At 40.5% G+C, this 19,569-nt stretch carries 15 protein-coding genes; 8 read left to right on the top strand and 7 right to left on the bottom strand.

All coding sequences use genetic code 11. The features are described 5' to 3' along the window. Positions 1-80: 80 nt before the first annotated feature. From ACFG4S_RS25560 to ACFG4S_RS25550, 3 genes are all read left to right on the top strand, one after another. Positions 81-1,646 carry a helicase C-terminal domain-containing protein gene (locus ACFG4S_RS25560; protein ID WP_392531738.1) on the top strand — a complete coding sequence of 522 codons (1,566 nt, stop codon included), beginning with the start codon at positions 81-83 and terminating at the stop codon, positions 1,644-1,646. A gap of 134 nt (positions 1,647-1,780) precedes the next feature. Continuing rightward, the gene (locus ACFG4S_RS25555; protein ID WP_392531737.1) at positions 1,781-1,996 is read left to right on the top strand and encodes a DUF2839 domain-containing protein; all 216 of its coding nucleotides are present in this window, start codon (positions 1,781-1,783) and stop codon (positions 1,994-1,996) included. Between the two features lie 940 nt (positions 1,997-2,936). After that, positions 2,937-3,281: a DUF1815 family protein gene (locus ACFG4S_RS25550; RefSeq protein ID WP_392531736.1), complete on the top strand. Its 345-nt coding sequence runs from the start codon at positions 2,937-2,939 to the stop codon at positions 3,279-3,281. A 550-nt stretch (positions 3,282-3,831) separates the two neighbouring features. Here ACFG4S_RS25550 and ACFG4S_RS25545 read toward each other — a convergent pair. Further along, a complete protein-coding gene (locus tag ACFG4S_RS25545) occupies positions 3,832-5,901 on the bottom strand; it encodes a CHAT domain-containing protein (RefSeq protein ID WP_392531735.1) in 2,070 nt (689 codons plus the stop codon). A 135-nt stretch (positions 5,902-6,036) separates the two neighbouring features. Here ACFG4S_RS25545 and ACFG4S_RS25540 point away from each other — a divergent pair, with 135 nt between their 5' ends. Beyond that, positions 6,037-6,537: an acyl-CoA thioesterase gene (locus ACFG4S_RS25540; protein WP_392531734.1), complete on the top strand. Its 501-nt coding sequence runs from the start codon at positions 6,037-6,039 to the stop codon at positions 6,535-6,537. A 79-nt stretch (positions 6,538-6,616) separates the two neighbouring features. On the opposite strand, the gene ACFG4S_RS25535 is transcribed toward ACFG4S_RS25540, so the two are convergent. Next, on the bottom strand, positions 6,617-6,814 hold the full coding sequence (locus tag ACFG4S_RS25535) for a hypothetical protein (protein WP_392531733.1): 198 nt from the start codon (positions 6,812-6,814) through the stop codon (positions 6,617-6,619). Between the two features lie 526 nt (positions 6,815-7,340). Next, on the bottom strand, positions 7,341-8,537 hold the full coding sequence (locus tag ACFG4S_RS25530) for a 1-deoxy-D-xylulose-5-phosphate reductoisomerase (RefSeq protein ID WP_392531732.1): 1,197 nt from the start codon (positions 8,535-8,537) through the stop codon (positions 7,341-7,343). 535 nt (positions 8,538-9,072) lie between these two features. Here ACFG4S_RS25530 and ACFG4S_RS25525 point away from each other — a divergent pair. The 3 genes from ACFG4S_RS25525 (at position 9,073) to ACFG4S_RS25515 (ending at position 14,041) form a co-directional block, all read left to right on the top strand. Next, positions 9,073-10,380, top strand: a complete 1,308-nt coding sequence (locus ACFG4S_RS25525) for a mannosyltransferase family protein (RefSeq protein ID WP_392536080.1) — start codon at positions 9,073-9,075, stop codon at positions 10,378-10,380. A 72-nt stretch (positions 10,381-10,452) separates the two neighbouring features. Then, on the top strand, positions 10,453-12,372 hold the full coding sequence (locus ACFG4S_RS25520; RefSeq protein WP_392531731.1) for a DMT family transporter: 1,920 nt from the start codon (positions 10,453-10,455) through the stop codon (positions 12,370-12,372). 265 nt (positions 12,373-12,637) lie between these two features. Next, the gene (locus ACFG4S_RS25515; RefSeq protein WP_392531730.1) at positions 12,638-14,041 is read left to right on the top strand and encodes a DUF2079 domain-containing protein; all 1,404 of its coding nucleotides are present in this window, start codon (positions 12,638-12,640) and stop codon (positions 14,039-14,041) included. A 113-nt stretch (positions 14,042-14,154) separates the two neighbouring features. Here the strand turns inward: ACFG4S_RS25515 and ACFG4S_RS25510 are convergent, their stop codons facing one another. Continuing rightward, positions 14,155-14,598 carry a Uma2 family endonuclease gene (locus ACFG4S_RS25510; protein WP_392536079.1) on the bottom strand — a complete coding sequence of 148 codons (444 nt, stop codon included), beginning with the start codon at positions 14,596-14,598 and terminating at the stop codon, positions 14,155-14,157. 206 nt (positions 14,599-14,804) lie between these two features. Between ACFG4S_RS25510 and ACFG4S_RS25505 the strand changes: the two genes are divergently transcribed. Beyond that, positions 14,805-15,371, top strand: coding sequence for a hypothetical protein (locus ACFG4S_RS25505; RefSeq protein WP_392531729.1), 567 nt, complete (start codon positions 14,805-14,807; stop codon positions 15,369-15,371). A 64-nt stretch (positions 15,372-15,435) separates the two neighbouring features. Here the strand turns inward: ACFG4S_RS25505 and ACFG4S_RS25500 are convergent, their stop codons facing one another. The 3 genes from ACFG4S_RS25500 to ACFG4S_RS25490 form a co-directional block, all read right to left on the bottom strand. After that, positions 15,436-15,642 (bottom strand): hypothetical protein, encoded by a 207-nt coding sequence (locus ACFG4S_RS25500; protein WP_392531728.1) that lies wholly within the window; start codon positions 15,640-15,642, stop codon positions 15,436-15,438. A 194-nt stretch (positions 15,643-15,836) separates the two neighbouring features. Beyond that, positions 15,837-16,010, bottom strand: a complete 174-nt coding sequence (locus ACFG4S_RS25495) for a hypothetical protein (protein WP_392531727.1) — start codon at positions 16,008-16,010, stop codon at positions 15,837-15,839. Positions 16,011-16,314: 304 nt separating this feature from the next. Beyond that, on the bottom strand, positions 16,315-18,783 hold the full coding sequence (locus ACFG4S_RS25490) for an ATP-dependent Clp protease ATP-binding subunit (protein WP_392531726.1): 2,469 nt from the start codon (positions 18,781-18,783) through the stop codon (positions 16,315-16,317). Positions 18,784-19,569: the final 786 nt, after the last annotated feature.

The raw sequence follows: 19,569 nt of genomic DNA, 5'->3' as shown, positions 1-19,569 counted from the left end.
CAAATGACAAATGACAAAGGACAACATAATAGAAATGGGGCTTTGTTAGTAAAAGTCACTTTGTATGGGATTAAAAGCGTGTGATTGAGGCAGAAGTTCATTTGTCACTACATAACTTTTTGCGATCGCAAGCGGGGTTCCCTTCCTGGCCCCATCATTTGACGATGGCACGGTTGGTAGCACGCGCCTTGCGCGTTGAGCGTAGTGCCCTAATTCAAGTAGGGGCAGTTTGTGGCTATCAAGGGCTATATCGTACTAGTTTCATAGCATCAGCCCTAATGTGGCATGGCCCTGTAATTATTGTTGCTCAAGAATCGGTGCAGCAACTTCTGTTGCGAGTGGAAATTCCTCGCTTACAGCAGTGGCTACCAGCTAATAAACCAATTAGGACAGGTGACGCTTGGCCTGATGCCCAGTTCCAAGGGCTACTTTTAACTTCCCCAGAAGCTTGGTTAAAGGGGCAATTAACTGATGGCGATCGCTTTCCCCAAGGTATTCCTACAATTATTGATGGTGTAGACGATCTCGAAGATTGGGTGCGTCATCAGCTTACTCAAGAAATTCAACCCCATGATTGGGATCAACTCATGCTAGCTTGCCCAAAGCAAGCTGAGGCAATTCGGGAAGCACGGATACAACTGACACATGAGCTTTTTCAGCATCCTGCCAATCCCTATGAGTGCTATCTGATTTATCAGCCAGAAATAGACATTTTAAGTCGTCTATATTCTGCTTTAGACCTAAGTAATATTCCAGATAATTGGAAAGATTTCTGGCAACAATTTCAACTATTCGATGAAAATCTCTCCCCCCCTGCCCCCCTTAATCCCCCTCCTCTCTTCTGGGCGACTATTGCCCGTCGCCAAGGTTTATTTTCTTTGCACTACGCCCCAATAGAATTAGGCGAAATACTCGCGCCCATTTGGCAACGACAACCAGTAGTTTTAATTGGTAGTGCTATAGAACCGGAAACTGAGGCTCCCCTTTTCCGTCAGCGTTTGGGTTTGGAGGATGTAACTTGTCTAAAATTCTCTTCGGAGAGTCAAGCCGAAGCAATTCAATTGTATGTGCCGTATAAATTACCGTTACCAAACACCCCAGAATTCCAAGCAGCATTTATTCACAAAGCCCGGACGCTGGTTTGTCTAAGTGCTACAGCACCAGGGTTAACTGTTGTCTTGGTGGGCGATGTTCCACTCAAATCTCAAGTCGGGGCAATTTTGGCTTCAGAGTTTGGTTCGCGCGTGCAGGTAGAAAAAACTTGTTTAGATGAAAATGGTATTTTGATCGGTGGTTGGGAATTTTGGCGAGAACATCAACGAGTCTTACCTGCACCCCAGTTGTTAATCATTGCGACTTTACCGCTCCCATCTTTAGAAAATCCGCTGGTTGCTGGTAGGGTAGCTCATTACAAGCGATCGCATCAGGATTGGTTCCGTTTATACTTATTGCCAACTGCATTAAATGAATTACAACGAGCGATCGCTCCAGTGCGAGAAAATCAAGGTATTGTGGCTTTACTGGATAGTCGTGTAGTTAACCGCAGCTACGGCGCTCAAATTCTCGCTGCTTTAAGTCCTCTGGCACGTATTAACTATCTCGATCCCAGTCTGTTTTCTAATACACATGAGGAAAATTCGGCTTAAAGTCATTTGTCATTGGTCATTGGTAAAATGATAAGTCCTAACTAATGCCCAATGCCCTATTCCCTAATTGTCTATATCCCCAATTCCTGGCAAGATAAACTTAGAACCTAAGTAAATTTCAATTATTGATTATTATGGGTGAAGCAAAGCGTCGTAAAACTATACAAGGCGAAACTTACGGTCAAGAAACTCGAATCTTGCCTTGGATTCCCATCACAAAAACTCAAGGTGAATTATTTGTCAGTTGGACTACTCGCGGTGCCTGGATAGGCATTGGCCTTATGGTTGTAGGATGGGTAACTATTCGTTTTATCGGTCCGGCTTTTGGTTGGTGGCAAGTAGTCTCTTAACATTTCTACATTTTCAGACGGCGGAATTATTAACTTATTGGGAGCGCATTTCTACACCACAGAAAATTAATGCGATCGCCTCTTGAAAATGTTGTTCTAACATTGCTTTACTTAGAAAAGGTTTGTCTTAAGGATAATCCTGAGTGTTTTCTATGCCAATAAAGTAAAATCTTCGCCTTGAAGATGCTGGACAAGGGGCGAATTGATATGCAACTCAATTGATTTACAAAGCTTAACCACGAACAGATCGCCTGGAAATACCTAAAAGTATTTCCTAAATGGTTACATTGTTTCCATCAGGTTATCTATTCTCAGTATTGAGATTAGATTATCCATTGTGGATTCGAGACTGAAACTTATATCAATTAAGTAGATTTTGTATATATATTGACTATTTATTCCCAAGTTAGTACTTAATTAAGCAACTACATTATCATCTGCTCAAATTTATATAGCAGGAGCGACAAATTTGGTATACTTAATTGCCTGTCCATGCCAAAACATACGTTAAAAACATAACAGATCAAATATACAAGCAATATGGACTATAACCACGGAAAACTACGTTATAGCCCTTAGTAACTGCAAATCTAACTGCAAATCGTTAATCAAAACGCAATATGTAGCTTTTCCGGAGTTGACTACTGCTAGATTTGAGTTAATCTTGAAGCGATCGCTTCATCTAGGAATCTACCCTGACAGGAGTGTATAAAGATATAGTTAAATTTAGCAATTCTGTCCCAGATTTTGAATTTGCAAACTGAATAGTTTGATACGGCGCTCAAAACTTGAATGCACTACCCTAAACAAGGTAGTCTAATTAACTACTCAATATCATCTATCCGGTAATTGTAATGAATAGTTTACAATACGAATGGATAGGAAAATCTAAAGAAAATATAAAAGAAAGTCAAATTACTGTGGTGTCTGGAGGATAAAAGTGTTTCTGAGACTAGCGCATCAACATCGACAATTCGTCCAAGACTTGGTAATGAACCTGCAAGCCTTGGCGGTTGTTTTAGAGCGGCGCGGGTATCCTGCGTCCTGCTACACTTGTGGCGACCAAATGAATAGTGCATCGTTTATGGTTAGCTTGGGTGATAACCATCTGATTCGGTTTTTAGTATCTGATTATGGGATTACTTGGACCGAAATGCGGGATGACCGCGAATTAATGAAGCTAGAAGGTGCAGAGGCAATTAGCCAATTAGACGAACTGGCTAATCTCATCAAGCAATCTATGCAAACGGATACAGGCTCTAAAACTCTTGCTAAGAACTATTAACTTTCCAAGGGTCGATGGCAAATTAAAAATTGATTATTGGTAACTGGTAATCGGTAATAGTAGCTTAGTTAACGATCGCTCATTACCCATTTTCCATTATCCCTAAGTGATTAGCTTGTTCCTGGCTTATCGCCTTTTTTGTGTATCTGCCAAAACCTCACAAGCCAAATTTTCAGCATTGAGCTAAAAGCTTTGAAAACGCACCACAGTTAGAAATAGTGTGGTTGTGGCGTGCATTAGTCATTAATATCTGCAAGATGTTCACTGTCCAGTGTGCGCGAGTCCTCCTTCATTTAAAAAGCGATCGCAGTTTTATGTCAAAGGATTCAATAATGGAATACCACACGTATCTAAATCGCTGATGTTGCGCGTTACTAAGGTCAGCTGGTGAATCTGGATAGGATCAACAATCATTATATTAACTTGACTGTGGGTTTTCTCCTATTAGTCTCAGTTGACCTCGAAGTTTATCCCAGCATTTGGGAATTTTAGTGGTAATAATTTTTGCAACAGCGATCGCCACTGCAAAACTAAATCAACATAATTACACTTAAAGTCCATTACCAATCAAAATAAAAGGTGCCCAGTAGTACGGATGACTAAAGTTACTAATGCTTCCTGCGGGTGCATTCTCATTTTTTGTCTTCCAGTTTCCCTTAATTAATGATATTTGAGCTTGTTGTAAAGCTTCGGTTTTAGTCAACTTCTGAGAAGAGAGAATATTATAAAAAACACTCATGAGTGCTTGTGTACCACCATCATCCACAGACCATAACGACGCGATGGCGGCTTTAGCGCCGGTTTGTTGCATTTGATAGCCAAAGCCCAAAATTTCCTCACCATTGCCTAACTTGCCTCCCAGACCAGTTTCACAAGCACTTAAGACAACTAAATCTACATTGGGGAGTGACCAAGTAGCGACATTTCTAAAATTAACGCGATCGCCATTCCCAAATAAAATAAATGAGTCTTCTGGTTTACCAACCACAAAGGCAGCATGAGTCGCTAAATGGACAATTGTATAATCATCCATTTGGGGTACAGCAATTTTGGGACTAAAGGCATCGTCTAAAAGTTTCTTAGTATCAGGAACCGCCGCAGCTAAGCTATCTACTTCCCGTGTTGCAAACGGCAAACCAGCAAAAGTAACCTGGCGATTACCAATTTTGATCTCATAATTACCTTTAGTAAAAGCACCTGCTAGAACCCGCAAAGTCGATTGCTTTGGGGTGTTTAAGTTAGTCAAACTAGCAGATGTAATATGATTGATACCAAAGCGCTCCACTAACCAGTGTTTGCCATCATATAAAGCAGTTAAAGGAATGTAGCGCAACTGGTCATCTGGAGCATAAATCAAAGTTTGTGTATATGACAGTTTCAGATCTTTTTCTATTGGTTTAATTAGCCAATCATACAACTGACGTGCAGGTGCTTTGATATTTTGACTCGGATTGATTAAAGCTTGGCGGAAATCGCCAATTGTTTGATGTAAATTTTCGGCTGTTACCGCAACGGTGCGATGAATTGGTGGAGAATCAGGTGTGACTAATACCAATTCCAAGCTATCTTTTAAAATCAGTGGGTAGAGTAATGCAGATTTTTGGGGTAATCGCGCTAAATTATCTCGAATTTCATTGAGACTTTGCAAATCCAAATTTTGCCGCCTCGCTGTACGGCTAATTTGCTCTATCTGCACTTTCACGGTAGGACTATCGATAAATGTATTAAATTCATCCAAGAGTTGCTGTTGGCTTAAGACTAATTGTTGGATACGTTGTTCCTGTTGGAGCGATCGCTCTTGGGGAGGAGTTTTACGCAGTTTTGTTAGTTCTTTTCCTAAGACAACAGCATTATCCAGGCTTCGATCCAACTTTTGTATAATTGGTTTTTCTCCTGTCACTATATCAATGCCTTTAGCAGTACGTTTATTACCTGGTACATTTTGGAGATACTCCTCTAGTTCTTCCACTTTGAGTAAATCCATTGTCCGTTGCGCTTCCGAAATACGTTCTTGTTTGAGTAATCTTTCACTCAAAAAGCGATATGTCTGCTTAAGAGTTATGCTATAGGCATCTGGTTGTAGTACAGCAAGTGCTGATGGATTCAAGCGAGCTTTCTCACGATTAATCACACAGCGCTTATAGAAAAGAATTGCTAACTCTGGTTTGTTTTGGATATCAAATAAGTAACCCATGTTACTGTAGGTTTTGCCAAGTCGAACGAGATCCCCAAATTCTTTGTTAATTAATGCGGCTTGCTCATAAGATTTGAGTGCTTCTAGATACTTTCTTTGACTTTGGTATACTCTGCCGATATTATTAAATATTACAGCTTCCCAAGAACGCTCTCCAAGTTCTCTGCTGATAGCTAGTGCTTGTTGTAATCTTCGCAGTGCTTGTTGCGATTGACCCTGCTGAGATTGTTTGATAGCCTCTATGTTAAGCCTTTCAATTTCTGAAAGTTGATGATTTTGGGGTAAAACTTGAGCTTTGTCTGCAAAATTTGATTGCAACTTTGCATTTGTGCCAACTTGGCTACTTTCTGGGGACGCCATCCCAAAACCGAGTACACTAAGTAGAGTAAAAGTTACAACACTAACATACCGGAGATTAGGCTGCATAACAAAACACTCCCTATACTTGGAAGTGTAAATCTTAAATCAAGAAGTCCGGTAACACAATTAATTTTTATACTATTGCCTGATTTGGATAATTAATTTATTAACTACTGAAAATAAGCACTCAGAAACTTGAAGATGTCAGAAGAAAAATCCAACCAACCAAAACTACCACCAACTAGCGCCCTTGATAGTCCATCAAATCATGAATTTGAGAACTGGTTTGAATATCCTGTAAGAGTCCAACCCCACCACACTGACTATGCGGGTATTGTCTGGCATGGTTCCTATCTAGCTTGGATGGAAGAAGCACGCGTTGAATGTTTGCGATCTATAGGTATTGAATTTGCTGATTTAGTAGCTTTAGGTTGTGATTTACCAGTTGTAGAACTGTCAGTGCGCTATCATCGTTCAATGCAATTGGGTATGGTAGCAATAGTCAAAACGCGTATGGCAGAGGTAACTGGTGTCCGGATCGATTGGGATTATGCCATTATCTCAACTGATGGACAACAGTTATATGTCACTGCCAAGGTGACTTTAGTCGCTCTAGATCGCGAAAGAGGCAAGATTATGCGTCAGTTACCCCCAACTTTTAAGGATGCATTGGCTAAGATTTCAGCATTGAATAATAATTGACCAACAAAGGTTGTTACGAAAATTGTATGTGGTCATTTTTCCAATTCACCTTGATTAATCAAGGTGAATTTTTAATTTTTTACTTCCCGTTTTGGATCTGCGAGATAGTTTGAGCAAACTGCATAATATGATGCCAAATATCTTGGGGAGTAATGCCAAAACCGATATTTAACAAAACAAGAATTGCGGCAATAGTTAATGCACTACTTATGGTTGCTTTTAGCAACTTCCACAATATTATGAAGACAATCCAAGCTACAATTAACGTAGCAATCATAATATATAAATTCCTTAACAATAGCCGTTATTTGAGAACGCGTTTATTCAGAAAAGGTCACCTCTTATCTGAGTAAAAATTACTAGTGCTAAAACTATTAGACCTAATTTTGAGTAGATACTAAAGCTAAGATTTTTTTAACTGTACTAATGCTATATTACCTGAAATTGAAACAATGATTCACATAAGAGGCAACTTATTTGGCAATTTGGCAGAATTATTAAAAACGTTTTTTCATTGATATTTAGGTATAAAGAATTACACCATACAAAAGTTTTATTTTTAGTTTTTTTCTGATAGCGATCGCAATTTACTCAACATCACAAATGCGATGACACCTTCCAAACATGAGAAATGCGTATAAATTAATTTATGTTATCACGATTACCATCTTTGCTGTGATTTGTAGATCGGAGACTTTGGTAGATGTTGAAATCTATTGTAGAGGTTAATTACCGGAGATGGATTGAACTATTAGCCTTCAGCCTAATGCTGAAGGCTAAATAAGAATTGGTCAAGAGCCATTTTATCGCAGAGAAATTATCCGCGAGTGAGTTTCTAACTTTTCAGTTGCTATTAAAACTTCTTGTCTTGCCCATTTATCTGCTGCCAAAATGTCATCTAAAGAGGGATTTGCTCGGTTATCATTTTGATGGCGATCGCAAACCGATTCTATACACCGAGGAATATCTAAGAACCGAATTTTCTCTTCTAAAAATAAAGCTACAGCTTGCTCATTAGCAGCGTTTAACACAGCTGGCATCGAACCGCCAGCTTTACCCACAGCATAAGCCAGATTCATGCAAGGATACTTCTGGTGATCTGGTTCGCGGAAGGTTAAATTTCCAGCTTTCACCAAATCTAAGCGTTCCCAGTTAGTGTAAATGCGATCGGGCCAAGATAAAGCATACAACAAGGGTAAGCGCATATCTGGCCAACCGAGTTGGGCTAAAACTGAGGTATCTTGTAGTTCTATGAGGGAATGAATAATGCTCTGGGGATGAATGACAATTTCGATATCGTCATAATCCAACCCAAATAGGAAGTGAGCTTCAATTACTTCCAATCCTTTATTCATCAAAGTAGCAGAGTCTACTGTGATTTTACGCCCCATCGACCAATTAGGATGTTTCAAGGCATCAGCAACGGTGACTTCTGCTAATTTTTCTACATCCCAATCCCGAAAAGCCCCACCAGATGCAGTCAGTAAAATCCGCCGTAATCCATCTTTTGGGACGCCTTGCAAGCACTGAAATATCGCCGAATGTTCGGAATCAGCAGGTAATAATTTTACGCCATGCTTTTGCACTAACGGTAGAACCACGGGACCGCCAGCAATTAGGGTTTCCTTGTTTGCCAAGGCAATATCTTTACCAGCTTTAATAGCTGCGATCGTCGGTAACAAACCAGCACAGCCAACAATACCAGTGACAACAGTTTGAGCTTCCCCGTAGCGGGCGACTTCTATCACTCCGGTTTCACCTGCCAGTAAAATCGGTTGGGGATCGAGGTCTTTAATGGCTTCTTTTAGTACTGGCAATTTCTCTTCTGAGCAAATTGCTGCTATTTTTGGTTGAAACTGCCGAATTTGAGCAGCTAGCATTTCAACATTGCTACCAGCTGCCAATCCCACAATCCGAAACCGATCTGGGTACTGAGTGACAATATCTAAAGTCTGAGTCCCAATAGAACCAGTAGAACCAACAAGAGTAATCGCTTTCACAATCATTTCAGGATTTAGAGATAACTCCCACTATAAATTGCTGAGGACTCATTAATAACACCAATCACTATAATCGATACACAGAAGGGGAGTGGGGGAGATGCGGGGACAAGGGGACAAATAAAACTCCTCATTCTTATAGCAGGAGGCAGGAAGTAAAACATTGCTGTACCTGAAATTCACGCTCTCAAAATGTCCTAATATATGTGACTACAGCTATAATTCAGCACAGGCTAAACGCCCCACTATCCATGTACACCACTCGGCACTCAGAACTGTTTTGCCCAACGCCCAACATAATTTTCATTTAATTAGACAAAATTTGTATTTATAAATACGATATCTTTAAATATAAATGCTGACAAAACAGGCAAAAATGACCAAAATAGAAAATATTTTTCGGTAATTGCCGATTTGTTTAGTTTGTTACTTGTGTTGGTGGAGGATTGAAAATGCATAATATTACTGATAAATTCCTGTGCTGTATTCATAGATAAGAGGATGGATAAAGTAGTCTTTTGAAATGCTCAAGTCTATGGTCAAAGTTCAGATAGTTGTCAGAAAAATTTTATGGAAAAATGATTTGCTATTTCCAGCAGCAATATGGCTTGCGAGTCGAATCTTCATCTGGATAGCGATGTTACTGGTTGCACCAAGGCTACCTTTACCAGGAGAAGAATTTTGGCCTCGTTTTGGCTGGGAGGTTTTTGATGCATGGGATAGCATACATTATCGAGCGATCGCTATTTCTGGTTATGAATTCGTCGATGACGGTAACCAACATAATCTCGCTTTTTTTCCCCTATTTCCTTTAAGCATCTGGCTTTTAATGAAGCTAGGCTTGCCATTTGAATTAGCTGGCATCTTAGTAAACAATTTGGCGTTTATTGCAGCTCTCTACTGTTTATATTTTTGGAGTAAAGAGCATTACGGTCTCAGTGCAGCACAGTGGGTGACTGCGGTGGTTTCTTGCTATCCATCGTCTATGTTTACTGGGGTAATTTACACAGAAGGACTGTATTTATTTTTGAGTACGGCGGCTTTGCGAGCTTTCGATCAAAAGCAGTATCGTTGGACTGCTCTTTGGGGTGCGATGGCCACAGCAACACGTCCCACAGGTATGGCACTAATTCCAGCATTGGCGATCGCAGCTTGGAAAGAACGCAGACCACCGATTGCCTATATTGCCGCTTTTGCTACCGCTATTGGCATACTTCTATTCAGTTTGTATTGTGCAATTTATTTTGATAACCCTTTAGCTTTTATCCAAGCACAACGCGGATGGCGACCAACTCTAGGGTTTGATTGGCAAGGTTGGCTAAATATGTTCATGCAAATTGCTGTTGGCACAAAAAATTGGCAATATGGTTGGGTTCATAACCAATCTGGCGGCATTAAAGACCCCTGGTATCCCTTATTGGTGGGTGTAATTGTTAGCAGTTGCTATGTTTTATGGCGCTTCCGTAAACATTCTCTGTTTGGGAAATTAGTTTATGGCTTTTATGCTTTAGTTTTATTATTGTTGGTCTTGGCAAACGAACAGTGGGTTAATAACTTGCTGAACATAGTCATGGTTTTGGGTGGTGGCTATGTCTTATGGCACTTACATCGGCAACTCACTCCAGTTACAGTCATCTACGGCTTTTGCGGTATTGGTTTGCTACTAGCCTCTGGAGGTACTATTTCCTTGAGCCGTCTCGCCTATGGTATTGTGCCTTTGAGTGTAGCCATTGGTGTACTGTTATCTCGCCATCAGCGTCAGGGATATTTAATACTGGGATTTTTTGTCACATTATTGGCCAAAATTGCCGTAGGATTTGCTCAAGAACATTGGGTTGGTTAGAGGATGTAAAAGCTAATGGAGATTGGATTAAGAACGAAAAAATCTTGTCATCGCTTGAATTGAACTTTCCTCATGAATGTATCTAATCAAACGAAGATAGGGCTGGCGACATTATTTCTAGGTGTAGCTGCCATATCTTTTGGCTCTATTTTCGTGAGATTGAGCGAAACTGAACTCAGCCCAAATGCCACTGTATTTAATCGGTTGTGGCTTGGTAGTCTGGTATTTTTACTGTGGCATGAATGCAAGGTAATACATCAGCGATTTTTCTTAGATAAAGCTTTAGAGCCAGAAAGCTACACCAGTGAGGATTTGTGGCTATTGGTTGGGGGTGGTATTTGTTGGGCTGCGACTTTAGTCTTTTTGGCTTGGTCGCTGACTCAAACGAGCGTCGCTATTTCTAGTGTTTTACATAATCTTGCCCCAATATTTACTAGTTTAGGGGCATGGGTGTTATTTCGTCATAGTATGAAGTTGCAATTCTTGATTGGGATGGCGATCGCCTTGGGAGGAGCTATAGCCATTGAATTTGAGGAGTTGCAAATCGCCACTGCCAAAGTCCAAGGAGGCATAGCTGCCATTGTTTCGGCAGTGTTTGTGGCTGCATACCTGCTGATAGTAGAAAAATTGCGAACTAAATTTAGCGCGATTTTAATTCAGTTGTGGATCTGTACGATCGCTGCGCTAGTCATCTTCCCCATACTTCTGTTCTCTGAAGATCGGCTTTTCCCCATTTCGGTCAATGGGTGGCTTTGGGTCGTTTTCCTAGCTACAATCTGCCAAGTTTTAGGTCATGGGCTTTTAACCTATAGCCTTGCGAGGTTTTCCTCTGTGATTGTCTCCTTGGTGCATCTGTTAGAGCCAGTATTTAGCGGCATTTTCGCTCTTGTAATATTTTCCGAAAAGTTAAGTTTATTTAATTTGATGGGTTTTGCTGTAGTTTTAATCGGTCTATACTTAGCCATATTGAGCCAAGCTGCTGTTAATTCCCCATTTCCAGAATCAGTCAAAACTATTTTTGTTAAAAATATGACAACCAAACTGTCATTACTACAGCAACAGTTCTCTCCAACACCAGCTTTTATCGGAACTGTCTCATTATTTTTTGCCCTTATTCCCATATCTTTGGCACCATCTCTGACTAAATTGTGTCAATTAGAAATTGGTGCAAATGCTGTAGTATTTCATCGCAGTTGGATCGCCACAGTCGTCTTTGCACTATGGAATGGATTTGAGGCTTTCCGCAATCAACAGTCCGAGGAACCTATCGAACAGAAACCCTTGACCAGTCAAGAAATCTGGCTCTTGTTAGCAATGGGAACTGCTGCTGCAACTTACCTATTGTTGTGGGCTTGGTCTCTGAGTCAAACTAACGTTGCTAACGTAGCTTTATTGTCTAATTTAAATTCCTTATTCGTTGCTTTAGCTGGGTATCTGTTATTTGGTCGGCGCTTCGATTACAGGTTCGTGATTGGTTTGCTCATAGCCTTGGGGGGAGCGATCGCCTTTGAAATCAATAAGGTGCAATTTGCCAGCGACCAAATACTTGGTGATGCCTTAGCATTTCTAACTGCGATTTTCATGGCTACCTGTATGCTGCTGATAGAAAGACTCCGAACCCGATTTAGTACCGCGACTATCATGCTGTGGCGCTGTGGAATCACAACCATGTTTCTACTACCCGTCCTTCCATTCCTCGAAGATAGACTACTCCCCTATTCTTGGATGGGTTGGTTTTTCATTATTTTCCAGGCTCTCTTCTGCCAAGTCTTAGGTCAGGGACTTTTAGCTTACAGCCTCAGCAGAATCTCTTCAGGGGTGGTTGCTGTCACCCTTCTCGCTGAACCAGTCCTCGCTTCGATTTTTGCCTGGTTCATTTTTTCAGAACAGGTAGGTTTGTATGACTGGGTGATTTTTGCTGTAGTTTTAGTAGGTATTTATTTAGCACAATCTAGTCAATCTGCTGCGAAAGCAACCAACGAAGAACTATAGCCGCAGAAAAAATAATAGCTTTTCTCAACCAACTTAGTAGGGTTGATTGTAGCTTATATAGTATTCTCAATGCTTAGGGAACTCCAAGAAATAAAAACAACCGATTGAAGTTGTTGACTGTGGTCCCTGAATATCGACTCACTTCGATGCCGCTCAGTGCAAGTCGCTCGATTTGAGCGTAGTCGAAATGAGCCGAAATGTTAACTGTGAAGAGTAGGATATTTTTTATTTGGAAGTCCCTTATGAATAATACTTTTTTGATGGCATGAGAAAAAAACTGAATCACCTTGGTTCTGTTGGTTGGATTATTGGCGTGAGTACGTTAATTTTATTAGCGTGCAGCAGTTTACGACACGAGTTGTTTCAATCAACTGCCTGTGACTTAGCAATTTTTGATCAGGCGATTTATTTAATTAGTCAAGGACAAACACCTATTAGTTCTTTGATCGGTTTTCACATTCTCGGCGATCATGCAGCTTGGGTATTTTATCCCTTGGCTTTACTGTACAAAATTTACCCCAGTGTTTACTGGTTATTTGCCATCCAGGCAGCTGCTTTGGCATTAGGTGCTTTGCCTAGTTGGCATTTAGCGCGTCAAGCAGGACTAAAGGAAAATCAAGCAGTAGCGATCGCATTTGTGTACCTCTTATATCCGTTGGTGTTTAACGTCAATCTTTTTGATTTTCACCCGGAAGTGATTGCTATACCACTACTATTGACAGCAGTTTTAGCAGCACAGTTAGGTCAAGTAGGGTGGTTTTGTTTAAATATTTTCCTAGTTTTGGGATGTAAGGCGGTATTGTCCCTGACAGTTGCGGCAATGGGAGTTTGGTTACTTCTTTTTGAAAAGCGACGTTTATGTGGTGCGATCGCTCTTTTTAGTGGTGTAGCCTGGTTTTTCATTGCTACTCAAGTAATTATTCCTTATTTCAGAGGTGCAGAAGCAGGAGCAGAAGTAGGAGCAGTAGCACGTTACAGTTATTTAGGTAATTCAGTTCTCAGCATTGCTAAAAATATAGTGTTTCATCCAGGACTGATGTTAGAAAAGGTTTTTTCACTGGATAACTTGGGATATTTGGTTCTGCTGCTAGCACCTGTGATTTGGGGGCTTTCACTGCAAGGTATGAAACCTTTGGTAGGTGCTTTACCTTGTTTAGCGCTTAACATTCTGGCTGATTACCAACCTCAAAAAGATTTGATATACCAGTACTCTCTACCAGCATTACCATTCCTGGTGCTAGCTGTAATTTCTAGCCTCGCCGCAGGTAGGGGATGGCTACACAATAAACGAGCAATTATCCTGTGGTCATTGGTGGCATTTTTGAGTCTGGCAAAGTTTACGTATTTTGGGGGCAGATATTTGAGATATATAGATACTTTGCAAGCAACCAAAGAAGCGATCGCTCAAGTTCAAACTCTAGGAAGTGTTTACACCACAGCACAAATTGCTCCTCATTTAAGCCATCGTCAAGTGATTACTTTGACAAGTGCCGATTTCCCAACTGCTAATTTAAATACGTTTGATTATATATTGCTCAATCTCCGTCACCCTGGTTTACCAAACAATCAGAAGTTTCCTGTTAACTTGATTGAACAACTAAAAAACAATCAAAAATTTAATTTGAAATATCAGCGTGATGATGTGTATTTGTTTATCAAAGTCTCTTAATAATTTTTAGTTAAGCAATATCTCAGCAATTTTCAGTTAATTAAACCATAAGTTAGGCTTGCTATCAGAAACAGGATTGTGGTTCAAAGATATAAAAAAGGCTGTAAATTACCTTAGCGGTTAATAATTTGTTCTACTGCAACAGAAATATCTGGGAATGCAAGCGGTTGAATTGTTCCCGCAGTCGGTGTTAATTTTGTCGTGTAATCTCCGTCTAAGATTTCTCGAAACACGACTAGATGTAGCTTTTTAAGATTGACAACCCAATATTCTAAAATACCTGCTTGGGCGTAGATTTTTGTTTTGATTTCTAAATCTTTTTCTAAACTGGAGTTAGCATACTCAATCAACCAGAAAATATTTTCTGCATAGGGATGATGCTGTCGATACTCCCGTCCTAAAGGTTTGACAATGGCAATATCTGGTTCTGGTTCCGAGTCGTTGGGTAAAGTAATTGCTTTACCTTGACGTATTGTGGCGCGTCCAGCCAATAACTTTGCTAGATAGTCGCCAGTTTCAGCACTACTATAAGCATGGGGTTCCCCTTCTGGTGATATTCGTCAATCGTCCACTTTGCAACAATCACACTCATGACGATTGATTCCTCCCAATAATTCTTGATATTCTCCCATTTTAAAGGCACTTCACTTCTGATTCAAAATCAGTCGATTGAAAATAAAGACACACCAGAAAGCATGTGATAAAACTGATACACAGGCTGATCTAACAGCTGAGTAACTATAAAATAGTCGAGTATGCAATTATGTTAAGAGAAATTTCGTTGGCGTTGCCACAGCTCGCCGTAGGCATCGCTACTTTTGTTATTCCCTTGACTAGCTACACGCATAGTCAAGTAAATGCTACCACCGCTAACTATCACATTTCTCAGAATACGAATAATCAATCAACAGGAATAACTATTGAACGTTTAGGAATAGGTGGCGTAAAGCTTTCTATGTCCGAGGCACAAGTCAGAAGATTTTTAGGTAAACCTGTAAAAGTAGAAAATGGCTTTATAGCTGCTATTGGTAAAGTTCGTACTCTGAAATATGCAGGAATTACAGTTGATTTAGATGAAGGTGCTAAACCAGGTAACTTTACTGTTTATCAAATTAAAGCAACTAGTTCTAAATATTCCACCATAGATGGAATAAAAGTAGGTGACAGACAATCAAAAGTAATTAGAACCTATGGAAAAACTGAAATATCTCAAGATGATAAAGTTACCAATTTAAATTACATAGTTGAAGAACCCAGCCCTGGAGGTTTAAATTTTACTATTGAAAAAGGTAAAATAACAGAAATTTTCTGTTTTTATGTGATGAATTAAGCAGTTTAATTCGATTTTTAAAAGCACGTTTAAATGAAGAACTGAAACTTGCTTTTAACAAACATCACTCTTCTATCAGTTGTCTCAGTTCATCGATATTTGAGGAAAACTTTAGTTCACTATTTTGCTGTTCTACTTGCGCCGCCTGAAAATTTTGATAAATCTCTTGATGTTTTTCTTGGCGTAGATATTGCTGCAATAACAGTTGAATTTTTAGTTTTTCTTCACTGGAAAGACTTTTAATTGCTTCAACTAAATCACTGAAGGTCATAGCTTGAAACACCTTTTAGTGCTTATCTGCTCAATCTAACATAACGATAAAATTAAAATTTTAAATCTTACTCAACCTCTTGGGGTAATAATTATCATTGCTATTGATAGAAAGTCGATATATAGATAAAGCAACTACAATTTATCAATTTTTACTAAACCGCCCTCGATAAACTGTATGACATCAATTAATGGTCAACTTATAAGTATATGCTCATATGAACGACAAGCATCCTCATAAACAGGATTTGACCCAAAATTAATACCATTAGGTATATTTTTTATTAGCAAATCCCAGAGCTTTTCAAGTTTGACTAAATTTGCCTCTACCGCTTCAAATTTACGTAATGCTTTATCTAATTGACTCATATAAGTATGAAAATAAAGTTATATATTTAGTAATAGCAGTATAGGTTTTTGTCAGTATAATCCCATACGGTTCAGTTAAGGGCTACTGACAACAATTTTGGGTTTTCGAGACGCGATAAATCGCCGTATCTACAAGCATTTTGGGCTTATCTGAACTGTATTGCAGTATAATCCGTATTTGTTATTAAAAGCAATCAAAGTCTCGGTACTTAATGAATATTTAGTCAATAAAAAACGGTAGAGCAATAAATACTCTACCGGTTTCTAATTTTTTATTTGAGATTTAAATCCCAAACTCTAAATTTTACTCAACACCTTGAGGTAACAATTCCCGACGCTGTTGAGAACTAACTTGGACAATGCCATTTTCATCCACATCAACGATCGCTGTATCGCCATCTTTGATACGACCAGACAGAATTTCTTCTGCTAGGCTATCTTCTAACAGGCGCATAATTGCCCGACGTAATGGCCTTGCGCCGTAGCTGGGACTGTAACCTTCTTGGATCAAACGATCCTTGAAGCGGTCTGTGACTTCTAAGGTGATTCCCTTTTCCGTCAAACGACCAAATACTTCCTTGAGCATAATTTCGGCGATTTGGGTCACTTCCGGCTTGCTCAACTGACGGAAGACGATGATTTCATCGAGTCGGTTGAGGAACTCTGGACGGAAGTATTGCTTGAGTTCTTCGTTGACTAAAGAGCGAATCCGGTTGTAAGTTGACTCGCTAGCATCTTCGGAGAATTCAAAGCCGATACCGCTACCGCCTTTTTCAATTACCTTAGAACCAATATTGGAAGTTAAAATCAGCAAGGTGTTCTTGAAGTCTACCGTGCGACCTTTGGCATCAGTTAACCGACCGTCTTCCAAAATTTGCAGCAGCATATTGAAAACATCGGGGTGTGCTTTTTCGATTTCGTCGAACAACACCACGGTGTAAGGACGCCGCCGCACGGCTTCAGTCAGCTGACCACCTTCGTTATAGCCAACATAACCTGGAGGGGAACCAATCAGCTTGCTGACGGTGTGACGCTCCATGTATTCGGACATATCTAAGCGGATCATCGCTTCTTCGGAACCGAAGAAGTAAGCAGCTAAGGATTTCGCCAACTCGGTTTTACCCACACCAGTAGGCCCAGAGAAGACAAAGCTAGCGATGGGTCGATTGGGATTTTTCAAACCGACACGAGCGCGACGAATTGCCCGTGAAACTGCTTTCACAGCTTCATCCTGACCAATTAAACGCTGGTGCAAGGTGTCTTCCATGTGCAGCAGCTTTTCAGATTCAGATTCGGTGAGTTTGTTCACCGGTACCCCAGTCCAAGAAGCGACAATGTGAGCAATGTCTTCTTCTGTAACTACAGGTTCTTCACCTTCTGTGCCAGTTGCATTGGTCTTGCTTTGAGCGATCGCCCGGATTTCGGCTTTGATTTCCATTTCGCGATCGCGCAATTCCCCAGCTTTGTCAAAATCCTGAGAGCGCACCGCGTCATCTTTCTCTTTTAATATCTGACGCAGTTCTTTGTCTAACTCTTTGGCTGCGGGTGGCAATTGGGAGTTAATCAAGCGCACCCTAGAACCAGCTTCATCAACTAAGTCGATGGCTTTATCTGGGAGATAGCGATCGCTAATGTAACGATCTGACAATTTTGCCGCCGCTACCAATGCTTCATCGGAGATTTTCAACTTGTGGTGCTGCTCGTAGCGATCGCGCAGACCATATAAAATTTCAATTGTTTCATCTACACTGGGTTCACCCACCATCACTGGTTGGAAACGTCGCTCTAGCGCTGCATCTCGCTCGATGTGCTTGCGGTATTCATCTAGGGTTGTGGCGCCGATGCACTGCAACTCACCCCTCGCCAAAGCTGGCTTGAGGATATTGGCTGCATCAATAGCACCTTCTGCTGCACCTGCACCAATTAGGGTATGAACTTCATCAATTACCAGGATGACGTTACCCGCAGAGCGGATTTCATCCATGATTTTTTTCAAGCGTTCTTCAAATTCACCTCGATACTTGGTTCCTGCTACCAGCAAACCAATATCCAGTGTGACAACGCGTTTATCTTCGAGGATGTCAGGGACATCTTTGTTGGCAATGCGTGAAGCTAAGCCTTCAGCGATCGCAGTTTTACCAACGCCTGGTTCCCCAATCAGCACTGGGTTATTTTTAGTTCGGCGACCCAATATCTGAATCACCCGTTCAATTTCTTTAGCGCGTCCCACTACAGGGTCGAGCTTATTGTCTGTAGCCATTTGGGTCAGGTTTGAGCCAAATTCATCCAGAGTCGGGGTTTTTGTGCGACCGGATGAACCGCCTGGTGAAACTTCAGCAGTTTCTCCCAACATACGGATGACTTGGGTTCTTACCTTAGATAGATCGACACCGAGGTTTTCTAGCACCCTGGCTGCTACACCTTCCCCTTCGCGGATTAGGCCCAACAGCAGATGCTCGGTGCCAATGTAGTTATGCCCCAGTTGGCGTGCTTCTTCCAAGGAGAGTTCTAGAACTCGCTTTGCCCGTGGCGTAAAGGGAATTTCCACGGCTACAAAGCCTGAACCCCGACCTATAATTTTTTCAACTTCAATTCGGGCATCTTTGAGATTGACGCCCATTGATTTCAGCACCTTGGCGGCCACACCGGTGCCTTCACCGATCAGACCCAAGAGGATCTGCTCGGTTCCGACAAAATTGTGGCCTAAACGGCGGGCCTCTTCTTGGGCCAGCATGATTACCTTAATGGCTTTTTCTGTGAAGCGTTCAAACATGGCTTTATCCCATCACCTGCGGTCGTGCCGGTACGCTGATTTTAGCACAGGCTAAGCTTTTGGACGCCTGTATAACAGATTATAGACATCCAAAGCTTCATATTTGGGTTAATGCGGAAATTACTAACTTTTGACTACTTTTATGTGGCTAGTGTACTGAGGAGCCTTAGTTACTAGCCTTTTTAGGATTTATTACAAACAATTGACTAGTAATATTTAATATTTATTTAATTAAAAACATTCAATTATATCATTTTTTCTTATTTTGTCAAACAAAAAACTTTAAAATTAAGATTAATTTATAACTTTAATTAATATTAAAAAGATATTTAAATTAAAATAACCGCCAATTTACAAAAGATGAGCTGAGCATTTGTAATGGAAGCATAACTATTTCCACCAAAGGATACTAAGAGCGATCCTTTCTCCGTAAGAGACTACTCTAAGACTATCAAGTATAGAAAGATTTTGAGACACTATAAGCTCGCTATGATCGCAGAAGCAAGCACAGGACAGTTTTCTTCTTAAGGACATCCAAAAATTAAATTATCAATTTTTCAGAATCAAGACCATAATTGTATTCTTCCTCCTCTGCTCAAGAAAAGCATACCAAAGCGATTGATTATTTTTTTATTTGGAAGTCCCCTACCACCTAGCTTGAAAGTGGTGCTGTTAGCGGGGTCTTTAGCTCATGCTGAGTAAAAATACCAGTCCTCAGTTCTTCTTTCATCCAAGGCTTTTGAAACTCCTAATAAAAAAATATCCTTCCTATTGCTCTGTGAGCAG

The sequence above is a fragment of the Nostoc sp. C117 genome (assembly GCF_043099735.1).
GTDB lineage: Bacteria > Cyanobacteriota > Cyanobacteriia > Cyanobacteriales > Nostocaceae > Nostoc.
This window is presented reverse-complemented; position numbering and strand designations above follow the sequence as displayed.